General features: G+C 73.0%; 11 protein-coding genes, 1 tRNA gene and 1 riboswitch. Of the genes, 4 read left to right on the top strand and 8 right to left on the bottom strand.

Going from position 1 to position 11754, the window contains the following annotated elements:
• The first annotated feature begins 20 nt into the window (after positions 1-20).
• Together ACODT5_RS08765 and ACODT5_RS08770 are read left to right on the top strand one after the other, a co-directional pair.
• The gene (locus ACODT5_RS08765) at positions 21-1256 is read left to right on the top strand and encodes a PP2C family protein-serine/threonine phosphatase (RefSeq protein ID WP_422518613.1); all 1236 of its coding nucleotides are present in this window, start codon (positions 21-23) and stop codon (positions 1254-1256) included.
• A gap of 88 nt (positions 1257-1344) precedes the next feature.
• The gene (locus ACODT5_RS08770) at positions 1345-2898 is read left to right on the top strand and encodes a fused MFS/spermidine synthase (protein WP_422518614.1); all 1554 of its coding nucleotides are present in this window, start codon (positions 1345-1347) and stop codon (positions 2896-2898) included.
• Between the two features lie 108 nt (positions 2899-3006).
• Here the strand turns inward: ACODT5_RS08770 and ACODT5_RS08775 are convergent.
• Positions 3007-3080 (bottom strand) — tRNA-Pro (locus ACODT5_RS08775).
• Between the two features lie 118 nt (positions 3081-3198).
• Here ACODT5_RS08775 and ACODT5_RS08780 point away from each other — a divergent pair.
• On the top strand, positions 3199-3726 hold the full coding sequence (locus tag ACODT5_RS08780) for a DUF309 domain-containing protein (protein WP_422518615.1): 528 nt from the start codon (positions 3199-3201) through the stop codon (positions 3724-3726).
• Between the two features lie 8 nt (positions 3727-3734).
• Here ACODT5_RS08780 and ACODT5_RS08785 read toward each other — a convergent pair whose 3' ends face one another.
• From ACODT5_RS08785 to ACODT5_RS08800, 4 genes are read right to left on the bottom strand one after another with little or no spacing between them, the layout of a single operon-like run.
• Positions 3735-4124, bottom strand: a complete 390-nt coding sequence (locus tag ACODT5_RS08785; RefSeq protein ID WP_388496957.1) for a VOC family protein — start codon at positions 4122-4124, stop codon at positions 3735-3737.
• A gap of 4 nt (positions 4125-4128) precedes the next feature.
• The gene (locus ACODT5_RS08790; RefSeq protein ID WP_422518616.1) at positions 4129-4761 is read right to left on the bottom strand and encodes a LutC/YkgG family protein; all 633 of its coding nucleotides are present in this window, start codon (positions 4759-4761) and stop codon (positions 4129-4131) included.
• Entirely contained in the window at positions 4758-6245 is a 1488-nt protein-coding gene (locus ACODT5_RS08795; RefSeq protein WP_422518617.1) for a lactate utilization protein B, read from the bottom strand. Before ACODT5_RS08795 ends, ACODT5_RS08790 begins: the two co-directional genes overlap by 4 nt.
• Positions 6242-6997 carry a (Fe-S)-binding protein gene (locus ACODT5_RS08800; protein WP_422518618.1) on the bottom strand — a complete coding sequence of 252 codons (756 nt, stop codon included), beginning with the start codon at positions 6995-6997 and terminating at the stop codon, positions 6242-6244. Before ACODT5_RS08800 ends, ACODT5_RS08795 begins: the two co-directional genes overlap by 4 nt.
• Before the next feature lie 18 nt (positions 6998-7015).
• Between ACODT5_RS08800 and cobF the strand changes: the two genes are divergently transcribed.
• Entirely contained in the window at positions 7016-7768 is a 753-nt protein-coding gene (gene cobF / locus ACODT5_RS08805) for a precorrin-6A synthase (deacetylating) (protein ID WP_422518619.1), read from the top strand.
• A gap of 9 nt (positions 7769-7777) precedes the next feature.
• Here the strand turns inward: cobF and ACODT5_RS08810 are convergent, their stop codons facing one another.
• The 3 genes from ACODT5_RS08810 to ACODT5_RS08820 form a co-directional block, all read right to left on the bottom strand.
• Positions 7778-9004, bottom strand: coding sequence for an aminotransferase class V-fold PLP-dependent enzyme (locus ACODT5_RS08810; protein WP_422518620.1), 1227 nt, complete (start codon positions 9002-9004; stop codon positions 7778-7780).
• A gap of 91 nt (positions 9005-9095) precedes the next feature.
• Positions 9096-9719 carry an anaerobic ribonucleoside-triphosphate reductase activating protein gene (locus ACODT5_RS08815; RefSeq protein ID WP_422518621.1) on the bottom strand — a complete coding sequence of 208 codons (624 nt, stop codon included), beginning with the start codon at positions 9717-9719 and terminating at the stop codon, positions 9096-9098.
• Positions 9716-11494, bottom strand: a complete 1779-nt coding sequence (locus ACODT5_RS08820; RefSeq protein WP_422518622.1) for a ribonucleoside triphosphate reductase — start codon at positions 11492-11494, stop codon at positions 9716-9718. The genes ACODT5_RS08815 and ACODT5_RS08820 overlap by 4 nt, the downstream gene beginning before the upstream one ends.
• Before the next feature lie 43 nt (positions 11495-11537).
• Positions 11538-11679, bottom strand: a riboswitch (cobalamin riboswitch).
• Between the last annotated feature and the right edge of the window lie 75 nt (positions 11680-11754).

Raw genomic sequence — 11754 nt, forward strand, 5'->3', positions numbered from 1 at the left:
GTGGCGGGCGGAGGAGGCACGTGTCGGAACAGGGCGGGCTGGAGGCGCGGCTGCGCTCCATGGAGGAGGCCCTGGAGCAGATCGGAACCTCCCCCGACGAACGGCAGACCTGCCGGGAGCTGGCCGGATTCCTGTTCCGTACGCTGTCCGACGCCGCGGCGGTGGACCTGATCCGCCGGGGCGCCCGTGCCGAACGCGTGGCGGTGGCCGGTGCGACGGCCCTCCTGGACGGGTCCGCCGTCGAAAGCGCGCCGCTGGTCCGGGCGCTGGACCGCGACCATCCCCTGGAAACGTGGACCGCGGGCGCCGGGGCCGCCCGCACGTACCTCGCCTCGGTACCGCTGACCGCCCGGGGCGAGCTGTACGGCAAGCTCCTCACCGCCCGGACGCGCGGGGACTACGGGGACCACGAGCTGGCGACCCTGCACTTCGCGGCGCGCCTGGCCGCCATCCACCTCTGGCACGCCCGGCGCCTCGCGGCGACCGAGAAGACCGCCCTCGACCTGCAACGGGCCCTGGTCGCGGAACCGGGCCGGCCCCACCCCAACCTGGAGATCGCCAGCCGCTACCTGCCCGCCGGGGCCCGCGCCCTGGTCGGCGGCGACTGGTTCGAGACGATCCGGCTGCACTTCGGCCGCACCCTCCTCGCCGTCGGGGACGTGATGGGGCACGGCCTGGAGGCCGCCGTCGACATGAACGCCTACCGGTCCGTGCTGCGCGAGGTCGCCTCCACCGATCTCGCCCCGCACCGGGTACTGCGCCAGTTGGACTCCCTGTCCGCGTCGGACGACACCCGCAGGCCCGCCACCTGCCTGCTCGTCCGCATCGATCCGGCCCGGGGCATGGCCCTCTACGCCAGCGCGGGGCACCTGCCGCCCGCCCTCTTCACCGGCGACGGCGCCGGCGAACTCCTGGACGTACCGGTCGGCCCGCCCCTGGGCACCGGCGCCGGCGGCTACGAGGCCCTCGCCCGGCCGATCACCGCGGACCAGACCCTGCTGCTCTACACGGACGGCCTCGTGGAACGGCGCTGCGAGGACATCGACACCTCGCTGGCCAGGTTGGCCGCCCTCCGGCTGGGCTCCCGGACGAGCCTCTCGGAGGTGGTGGACGCGGTCTGCGCCGGGCTCGACGCCCAACACGCCGAGGACGATGTGGCCGTACTCGCCGCACGCCTGCGCCACCGGCCGTCCCACCCCGCCGAAGGCGCGGACCAGACCGTCACCGCAGCGCACGACGGCCGCCCCCGTCCGTAGGGGCCGACCACCCCAACACCCGTCTCGTCAACCGCGCTTCCCCGTCGGATCAGGCTTTCCGCGATGCGCCGACGAGTCGCGTGCAAGGATGTCGGCCGTGACCAGTTCGTCCTCCCCGCCTGTGGAAACGGGCACGCCCGACGACCACGGCCTGGGCCCCCGTACCGCTGCCGTGCTCGTGTTCGGATCGTCGGCCGCGGTCCTGGTGGTGGAGATCGTCGCCCTGCGGCTGCTGGCTCCCTACCTCGGCCTCACCCTCGAGACCAGCACCATGGTGATCGGCATCGCCCTCACCGCGATCGCCGCCGGCTCCTGGCTTGGCGGGCGCCTCGCCGACCAGGTCAACGCACGCCGGCTCATCGGCCCCTCGCTGGGGCTGTCCGGAGCGGTCGTCGCCCTCACCCCCGCCGTGCTCCGCACCAGCGCGGAGTGGGCGCCGGCGCTGCTCCTGCTGATCGCGGCGCTGACCATCCTCGTGCCGGGCGCGCTGCTCTCCGCGGTGACGCCCATCGTGACCAAGCTGCGCCTCACCAGCCTCGCCGAAACCGGCACGGTCGTCGGCCGGCTGTCCGGCGTCGGGACCGTCGGCGCCATCGTCGGCACGCTGCTCACCGGCTTCGTCCTCGTGTCGCGGCTGCCGGTCAGCGGCATCCTGATCGGCCTCGGCACCCTGCTGGTGGCCGGCTCGGCGCTGGTCGAGTGGCGAACGCGCGGGTGGAGCGGTACGCCCGCCCTGGCACTCGTGGTCATCGCCGGCGGCCTCGCCACCGCGGTCGCGCCCGGCGGCTGCGACACCGAGACCCGGTACCACTGCGCCCGGGTCCTCGCGGACCCCGACCGGGCCGGCGGTCGCACCCTCGTCCTGGACGGCGTACGCCACTCCTACGTCGACATCGACGACCCGACCTCGCTCAAGTTCGAGTACGTGCGCGCCATCGCGTCGGTGGTCGATGCCGCCTTTCCCGGAAACACGCCACTGACCGCGCACCACCTGGGCGGTGGCGGGCTCACCTATCCCCGCTACCTCGCGGCCACGCGACCGGGGACGCGCAGCGGTGTGTCCGAGATCGACAGCGGGGTCGTGCGCATCGACCGCGACCAACTGGGTCTGCGCTCACAAGGCGGTGCCGACGGCATCGACGTACGCGTCGAGGACGGCAGGATCGGCCTGCGACGACTGGCCGCAGGCAGTCGCGACCTCATCGTCGGCGACGCCTTCGGCGGCGTCAGCGTGCCGTGGCACCTCACCACGGTGGAAGCGATGACCGACGTACGGCGGGTGCTCGACGAAGACGGCCTGTACGTGGCCAACCTCATCGACCACGGCGGTCTGGCCTTCGCCCGTGCCGAAGTGGCCACCCTCAGCAGGAGCTTCGACCACGTCGCCCTCGTCGGCAGGCCCACCGACATCGGCCTCGAACCGACGACCGGCCCCAAGGGCGGCAATCTGGTGGTGCTCGCCTCGAACCGACCGGTCGACGCCCCCGCGGCCCAGGCGGCGCTCGACGCCCGGCAACCCGGCTGGAAGATCACCACCGGCGACGCCCTCAGGTCGTGGATCGGCGATGCCCGACCGCTCACGGACGACCACGCCCCCGTCGACCAGCTCCTCCAGCCCTACGGGTCACGCGGCAGCCGGTGAGCTCGGAGACCCCCGTGTCCCCCCGCAACGCCCACCACGGCCCCGGAACGCACGAAAGGCCGCCTTCCCATTTCTGAGAAGACGACCTCCGACCTGCATAAAGCAAAGTCGGGACGACAGGATTTGAACCTGCGACCCCTTGACCCCCAGTCAAGTGCGCTACCAAGCTGCGCCACGTCCCGATGTGCTTCTGATCTGGGGTTTCCCCCGTCTCGGCGGCACATGCAGAACATTACCCCACACCGAGGGGTGTCCATGCACCGGTTATCGGTGGGAAGGGGATGAAGCGAGGATGGAAGGGTGAACGCACGGGATCGGGACGGTGAGGGGCGGGCGCGGAACGCGCGGCCCAGGGACGGGCTGGGGCGGCCGCTGCCCTACGACGCCCAAGGGGTGGAGCGGCAGCCCGAGGGAGTGGTGCGCACGCCCGGCGAGACGGTGGCGCAGGCGCAGCTGCTGCTGGACGCCGGGATGCCCTTCCACGCGCACGAGGTCTTCGAGGACGCCTGGAAGTCCGGGCCCGATGCCGAGGCTCCGCTGTGGCGGGCGCTGGCACAGCTGGCGGTCGGGCTGACGCACGCCGCGCGCGGGAACGCGGTCGGCGGTGCCCGGCTGCTGCGCCGCGGAGCCGAGGCCCTGGCCCTGGCCCTGGCCGGGCGGGACGGAGCCGGCGGTGCGGACGCTCCCGAAGCCTGGTCCGCGCACGGGATGGACGTCCCCGGGCTCGTCCGGTGGGCCCGGGAGCTGGCGGCCCGGGTGGAGGCCGGCGCGGTCGTCGGCGCGGCGGCCGAGGCCCCGCACCTCACGGGCGGGCCCGGGCCGGCCTGAGCGCGCGGCTACGCCGGCTGGAGGAGGTCCCAGCGGTTGCCGTAGAGGTCCTGGAAGACGGCGACCGAGCCGTACGTCTCGTGGCGCGGCTCCTCCAGGAAGCGGACGCCCTCGGCCGTCATCCGGGCGTGGTCGGCGGCGAAGTCGTCGGTGTAGAGGAAGAAGCCGACCCGGCCGCCCGTCTGGTCGCCGACGCGGGAGCGCTGGGCGTCGTCCTTGGCGCGGGCCAGCAGGAGGGCGGACTCCTTGGCGCCCGGCGGACGGACCACGACCCAGCGGGAGCCGTCCGGGCGCACGGTGTCCTCGGCGAGGTCGAAGCCGAGCGCGCGGGTGTAGAAGTCGATGGCCTCGTCGTAGTCGTGGACCACGAGGGCGGTGAGGGCGAGGTGGGAGGACATGCCCTCATTGTGCGCCGAGGAGGACCACCTCCAGGGTGCGGGGACCGTGTACGCCCTCCACCCGGTCCAGCTCGATGTCGCTGGTGGCGGAGGGGCCCGAGATCCAGGTGAGGGGGCGGGTGGGGTCCAGCAGCGGCAGCGCGCGGGGGACGGAGTCCACCACCTGGTCGGGGACCCGGACCACGCAGATGTGGTGGTCCGGGATCAGCGTGATCCGGCGCCGCCCCTGTTCCGGACCGCCGTCGAGGACGATCGTGCCGGTCTCGGCGATGGCCAGGGCGCAGCCGGTCACCACGCTGTCCACCGCGTCCAGTTGGTACGGGGTGGAGGCCGCGCGGTCGTGGATCCGGGTCGCGTCGACGGCGGCCGTCCAGTACGGGGGCAGCCCGGGCGGTACCAGGACCGACTCGGAGCCCCGCTCGGCGAGGAGCCGCATCAGCAGCACGGCGATGCCGTCCTCGTCGACCCGGTGGACCCTGGCGCGGTACTCCGTGAGGTTCGCGGCGAGCAGGTCCGCGTTCTCGGCCGGGGTGCGGGCGCCGTGGACCGCGAGGTAGTCCCGGGGGATCGCGGTGTCCGGGCGCGGCTCGGGCAGGGCCCGGCGGATGCGGGCCAGGATGAGGTCCTTGGCGCTCATGGGCGTGCCTCCTTCTCGCGCGCCGCCCACCAGTCGCGGAACGAGCGCTCCGGGAGCTCCGGCAGCTCCCGGCTGTCGGTCCAGGCCCGCCCGGGCCCCGGCAGCCGGCGCGGCCGCAGCCGCCGGGCACGGGCCAGCAGCCGCTCTCCCGCGCGCAGTGCGCCCGGGTGGTCGAGGAGGATCCGGGCCGCCCGCATCGCGGCGCGTTCGGCGGTGTGGCCGTCGGCGGGGCGGATGCGGACCCGGATGCCCTCGCGGGTCACCGGGCCGCCCTGGACCACGCGTTCGCGGAGGTGGACCAGTACCTCGGGGATGTCGATGGCGACCGGGCAGACCTCGTAGCAGGCCCCGCACAGGGTGGAGGCGTAGGGCAGGGTGGCGTCGATCTCGCTCCCGGTGCCCCGGAGCTGGGGGCTGAGGATGGCGCCGATCGGGCCCGGGTAGACGGATCCGTAGGCGTGGCCGCCGGCGCGCTCGTACACGGGGCAGACGTTGAGGCAGGCGGAGCAGCGGATGCAGCGCAGGGCCTGGCGGCCCACCTCGTCGGCGAGGGTGTCGGTGCGGCCGTTGTCGAGGAGGACGAGGTGGAAGGCGGAGGGGCCGTCGCCGTCGGACCCGTTCGTCGGCCCGAGTCCGGTCCACATGGTCGTGTACGGGTTCATCCGCTCGGCGGTCGAGGAGCGGGGCAGTGTCTGGAGGAAGATCTCCAGGTCGCGGAAGGTGGGGACCACCTTCTCGATGCCGACCACCGAGATCAGGGTCTCGGGCAGGGTCAGGCACATCCGGCCGTTGCCCTCGGACTCGAAGACGACCAGGGTGCCGGTCTCGGCGACCATGAAGTTGGCGCCGGACACGGCGACTTTGGCCCGCAGGAACTTCTCGCGCAGGTGCAGCCGGGCGGCTTCGGCGAGCTCGCGCGGGTCGTCGCCCAGTCCCTCGGGGGCCGGACGGCCCCAGCCGCCCATCTCCGCGGCGAAGATGTCGCGGATCTCGCCGCGGTTGCGGTGGATGGCCGGGACCAGGATGTGGGAGGGCCGGTCGTGGCCGAGCTGGACGATGAGCTCGGCGAGGTCGGTCTCGTACGCGGCGATCCCGGCCGCCTCCAGGGCCTCGTTCAGGCCGATCTCCTGGGTGGCCATGGACTTGACCTTGACGACTTCCTTCTCGCCCGTGGCCAGGACCAGGCCGGTCACGATGCGGTTGGCCTCCTCGGCGTCGGCCGCCCAGTGGACGGTGCCGCCCGCGGCGGTGACGGAGGCCTCCAGCTGGAGCAGGTAGCGGTCGAGGTGCGCCAGCGTGTGGTCCTTGACCGCTTTGCCGGCCGCGCGCAGCCGGTCCCAGTCCTCCAGTTCGGCGACGGCCCGCGCCCGCTTGTCGCGGATGGTGTGCGTGGCGTGGCGCAGGTTGGCGCGCAGCACCTCGTCCCGTACGGCCTCGCGGGCCGCGTCGGGGAAGGCCGGCATGCCCAGGTAGGTGCCCGTCATACGAGTGGCTCTTCTTCCGTCGCGGCCAGGATCTCGGCGAGGTGCAGGGACCGCAGCGGGGCGCCCTGGCGGCGCAGGATGCCGTCCAGGTGGGCGAGGCAGGAGTTGTCGGCCCCGCAGAGCACCTCGGCGCCCGTGGACACCGCGTGGGCGGTCTTGTCGGTGCCCATCGCGGCCGATACGTCGGGGTTCTTGACGGCGAAGGTCCCGCCGAAGCCGCAGCACTCCTCGGCGCCGGACAGTTCGCGCAGTTCCAGACCGCGCACGGCCGCGAGCAGCCGCCGGGGCCGGTCCCCGAGTCCGAGGGCGCGCAGGCCGTGGCAGGACGGGTGGTAGGTGACGGTGTGCGGGAAGTACGCGCCGACGTCCGTCACCCCGAGCACGTCGACCAGGAACTCGGTGAGCTCGTACACGCGGGGTACGAGGCCTTCGGCGAGAGCGGCCAGCCCCGGGCCCCGCCCCTCCGCCTCGGCCGCGCGCCCGATCCGGGGGTAGTGGGAGCGGACCATGGCCGCGCAGGAACCGGACGGGGTGACCACGTACTCGTACCCGGCGAAGGCCTCGGCGGTACGCCGGACCAGTGGTTCGGCCTCGCGCCGGTAGCCGGTGTTGTACTGCGGCTGGCCGCAGCAGCTCTGCGCGGCGGGGAAGTCCACGGTGACCCCGAGCCGCTCCAGGAGCCGGACGACGGCGATGCCCGTGCGCGGGTAGAGCGCGTCGTTGACGCAGGTGACGAACAGGGCGGCGCGCATGACGGGCAGAATAGCCCGGTGAAGAAGTTCTCAGTGATCGGCATAGGCGCGGGCGACCCGGACCACCTGACCCTCCAGGCGGTCAGGGCGATCGGCGCGGCGGACGCATTCCTCATCCTGGAGAAGGGCGAGGAGAAGGCGGATCTGACCGGGCTGCGGCGCGCGATGCTCGACGCGCACGCCCGCCCCGGACACCGGCTGGTGGAGGGCCGCGATCCCGACCGCGACCGGACGCCCTCCGACTACACCCCCACGGTGGACGGCTGGCGCAGCGCGCGGGCCGAGCTCTTCGAGCGGTTCATCGCGGAGGACCTGGCGGAGGGCGAGACGGGCGCGTTCCTGGTGTGGGGCGACCCCTCGCTCTACGACTCCACGCTCGCGATCCTCGACGAGGTGCTGGAGAAGGGCCGGGTCGCCTTCGAGCACGAGGTGGTGCCCGGCATCAGCAGCATCTCCTCGCTGCTGGCCCGCCACCGCACCAACCTCAACCGGGTGGGCCGTCCGGTCCAGATCACCACCGGGCGCCGGCTCGCGGAGGGCTGGCCGGAGGGTGTGGACGACGTGGTGGTGATGCTGGACGCCCGGCACGCCTTCACCGCCCACCTCGACCAGGACCTGTACATCTACTGGGGTGCGTACGTCGGCACCCCCGACGAGATCCTGGTCTCGGGGAAGCTGGCGGAGGTCGCCAACCGGATCGAGGAGCTGCGCACCGAGGCCCGTGCCCGCAAGGGCTGGATCATGGACACGTACCTGCTCCGGCGCGGCTGAGCCCTTCGTCTAGGGAAGGTAGGCGGGCAGCACCTCGGCGAGCCGTTCGTACTCCTCGGCCCGGTTGTAGATCTGCCCGCTCACCCGGATCCCGCCGCCGCCCGGCCAGGGCCAGATCAGCACCCGGATCCGCTGCTCGGCCGCGATCCGCTCGCGCAGCTCGCCGGCGGCGGCCGGGGTTTCGGCCACCCCGGGCGGCAGGCGGAGCGTGCGCAGGGCGAGGCCCTCGGTGTGCGGGAGCGGGGCGATTCCGGGGATCTCGGCGAGCAGGGCCGCGCCGTAGGCGGCCAGCGCGCTGTTGTGGGCCCGTACCTTCGCGGCGTCGAGCTCCTCCAGCAGGTCGAGCCCTTCCGGGGCGGCGAGCCAGCCGGTGTAGTCGAAGGTGGCGCGGTTCTCCACGGAGCGCGGGTAGCCGTGGTGGTCCTCCCAGGAGGGCACCGGTGGCCGGATCCGCGCGCGGTGCTGCGGGGCCACGGACAGGATCGCGGTGCCGGACGGGGCGTAGGACCATTTGTGGAGGTTGCCGAACCAGAAGTCCGCGCCCCCGCCCAGGGGGTCGGGGATCATGCCGGGCGCGTGGGCGCCGTCCACGATGGTGGTGATGCCCCGCTCGGCGAGTTCGGCGAGCAGCCGGGGCGAGGCGATGAGCCGGGCGGTGGGCGAGCTGATGTGGTCGAGTACGGCGACCCGGGTCCGCGGGGTGACCCCGGCCAGCACGGTTTCCCGTACGGCGTCCTCGTCGGGGAGGTCCGTGCCCAGGGCCACGGTGGTGAGCTGGGCGCGCCGGGCGGCGGCCGCGACGACCGTGCCGTAGCCGTGGTCGGTGACCAGGACCTCGTCGCCGGGGGCGAACTCCACGGCGTCGAGGGCCGTGTTGGCGGCCTCGGTGGCGTTGGTCACGAAGGCGAGCCCGTCCGGATCGGCGCCGAGCCGGGCGGCGATCCGGGTCCTGGCCTCGACGAGCCGGTCGGGGGCGCCGATGAAGAAGGCGTCGGGGTCGGCGTGCGCCTCGGCCCGCAGGGCGGCCTGTGCTTCCTGGACGGGGATCGGCACCGCTCCGAACGACCCGTGGTTCAGGTGGCTGACGGCCTCGGAGAGCCGGAACAGCTCACGTCCGCCCGGGAATTCTGCGGGACGGCGGAGAGACCCGCTGCGTGAGGCGGACCCGGCCCGCCCGGCGGCGTCGGCGGGGTCGACGCGGTCGGCGCGGTCGGTCGGCTCGGCGGGCTGGGTCACGTGGGACCTCCGTGGGTGCGGCGCGGCTGTCGGCCCGATCATGCCCCGCCGCCCACCGGAGCGACAGCCCCTCCTCCGGCCATCGAGGCGCTCAGGCCGCCGGCGGGCGCACGGTCTGGCGGTGTGTGGCCCCCGCGCCCAGGTCCGCGAGCCAGGCGTCCAGGTCGGCCATGGCGGGCGGGTCCAGGAGGGCCGGGTCCACCGTGGTGCGGAGCTGGTGGGGCACCCCCGAGGCGAGCAGGAGGCGCAGGCTGCGCTCGGCCGAGGCGGCGGCGTGTCCGATGCCGGTGACCCTCTCGTACCGGCCGGGCGGGGCCTTGACGTCGAAGCCGACCCAGTCGAGGAGGCCGGCGTCGAGCAGCCGGGCCAGGCGCCGCGGGAAGGCTCCCCCGGTGTGCAGGCCCACCTCCATGCCCAGCGCGCGGGCCTCCCGTACGGCCTGCGGCAGACCGCGCTGGAGCAGCGGTTCGCCGCCCGAGAAGACGATCCCGTCGAGCAGCCCCGTCCGGCGGGCGAGGTGGCCGAGGACCTCGTCCCAGGAGACGGCGGCGGGGGCCCGGGCGGGCAGCAGGCCGGGGTTGTGGCAGTAGCCGCACCTCCAGGGGCAGCCCTGACAGAAGACGGTGGTGACCAGCCGGCCGGGCCAGTCGCACGTGGACAGCCGGGACCAGCCGCCGATGCGGACGACCTCGTCCGGATGCGCGGCGGGGCTCACACGGCCGCCTTGAAGTGGACGCGCTCGGCGTGTTCGCCCTTCTTGCCGATGTTGAAGGAGGACACCGGGCGGTGGTAGCCCATGACCCGGGTCCACACCTCGCACTCCGCGCCGCAGGTGGGGCAGTGGGGCTGCTCCCCCGCCAGGTAGCCGTGGTCCGCGCAGATGGAGAAGGTGGGGGTCACCGTCAGGTAGGGGAGCCGGAAGGTCTCCAGCGAGCGCCGGACCAGCTTGCGGCAGGCCCCCGCCGTCGGGATCCGCTCGGGGGTGTACAGGTGCAGGACGGTGCCGCCCGTGTACTTGCCCTGCAGTTCGTCCTGGCGCTCCAGCGCCTCGAAGGGGTCGTCGGTCCATCCGACGGGCAGCTGGGAGGAGTTGGTGTAGTACGGGTTGGCGTCGGTGCCGGCCTGGAGGATGCCGGGGAAGCGGGCCCGGTCCTCCTTCGCGAAGCGGTACGTCGTGCCCTCGGCGGGGGTGGCCTCCAGGTTGTAGAGGTGGCCGGTGCTCTCCTGGAAGTCGACCATCCGGGCCCGTACCCGGTCCAGGAGGCGGACCGCGAGGGCGTGACCCTCGGGCGCGGTGATGTCGTGGGCGTCCCGGCTGAAGTTGCGGACCATCTCGTTGACGCCGTTGACGCCGATGGTGGAGAAGTGGTTGCGCAGGGTGCCCAGGTACCGCTTGGTGTAGGGGAAGAGACCGCCGTCGATCAGGTCCTGGACGGTGGTCCGCTTGAGTTCGAGGCTGTCCTTGGCGAGCTCGCACAGCCGGTCCACCTCGGCCAGCAGCCGCTCCTCGTCGCCCGCGTAAAGATGCCCGAGGCGGGCGCAGTTGAGGGTGACCACGCCGAGCGAGCCGGTCTGCTCGGCGCTTCCGAAGAGCCCGTTGCCGCGCTTGAGCAGCTCGGTGAGGTCGAGCTGGAGCCGGCAGCACATGGAGCGGATCATGTTCGGTTCGAGCTCGGAGTTGATGAAGTTCTGGAAGTACGGGAGCCCGTACTTGGCGGTCATCGCGAAGAGCCGCTCGGCGTTCTCGCTCTCCCAGGCGAAGTCCTTGGTGATGTTGTAGGTCGGGATGGGGAAGGTGAACACCCGCCCGGTGGCGTCGCCTTCCGTCATCACCTCGATGTACGCCCGGTTGATCATGTCCATCTCGGCCTGGAGCTCGCCGTAGGTGAATCCGGCCTCCTCCCCCGCGACCACCGGGACCTGCTCGCGCAGGTCCTCGGGGCAGGTCCAGTCGAAGGTGAGGTTGGTGAAGGGGGTCTGGGTGCCCCAGCGCGAGGGGACGTTGAGGTTGTGGACGAGCTCCTGGACGCACTGCCTGACCTGGTCGTACGTCAGCGCGTCGAGGCGGACGTAGGGCGCGAGGTAGGTGTCGAAGGAGGAGAAGGCCTGGGCGCCCGCCCATTCGTTCTGCAGGGTGCCGAGGAAGTTCACGATCTGGCCGACGGCCGAGGACAGGTGCCTGGGCGGGGCGGAGTCGATCTGGCCGGGGACCCCGTTGAACCCCTCGGTGAGCAGGGTGCGCAGGGACCATCCGGCGCAGTAGCCGGAGAGCATGTCCAGGTCGTGGATGTGGAGGTCGCCCTCGCGGTGGGCGCGGGCCACGGCAGCGGGATAGACCTGTTCCAGCCAGTAGTTCGCCGTGACCTTGCCGGCGGCGTTGAGGATGAGCCCGCCGAGTGAATAGCCCTGGTTGGCGTTGGCGTTCACCCGCCAGTCCCGGCGGTCCAGGTATTCGGTCACGGTCTCTACGGCATCGACGACAGCAGTCACGGCGGCCCTCCCACGAGGCTCGGCACGGAAGAATGGCGGGCGCTTTCGAGCGCCCGTGCCGGCAGGTGTCGGACTGGTCCGCCGTGGCGGACTTGACCGTTGCGGGGCAGTCCCGGATTCCCACCGGGTTCCCTGTTGCCTCGGTCGGGGAGAGGCCCCGCCGAACCGGCAAGACCAACACTACATATGGATATGACCACAGCGCGCCACCACTACATATGGGGTGACGAAGGTCCCGAACGAAGGGACTTCGGCCCCTG

Source organism: Streptomyces tatrensis (assembly GCF_049310065.1).
In the GTDB taxonomy this organism is placed as follows: Bacteria; Actinomycetota; Actinomycetes; order Streptomycetales; family Streptomycetaceae; genus Streptomyces.

Bases quoted from the DNA above. Each gene is read 5' to 3' on its own strand.
- ACODT5_RS08770 (WP_422518614.1), top strand. From the start codon at position 1,345: ATGTCGGCCGTGACCAGTTCGTCCTCCCCGCCTGTGGAAACGGGCACG.
- ACODT5_RS08785 (WP_388496957.1), bottom strand. From the start codon at position 4,124: ATGTCCTCCCACCTCGCCCTCACCGCCCTCGTGGTCCACGACTACGAC.
- ACODT5_RS08790 (WP_422518616.1), bottom strand. From the start codon at position 4,761: ATGAGCGCCAAGGACCTCATCCTGGCCCGCATCCGCCGGGCCCTGCCC.
- ACODT5_RS08795 (WP_422518617.1), bottom strand. From the start codon at position 6,245: ATGACGGGCACCTACCTGGGCATGCCGGCCTTCCCCGACGCGGCCCGC.
- ACODT5_RS08800 (WP_422518618.1), bottom strand. From the start codon at position 6,997: ATGCGCGCCGCCCTGTTCGTCACCTGCGTCAACGACGCGCTCTACCCG.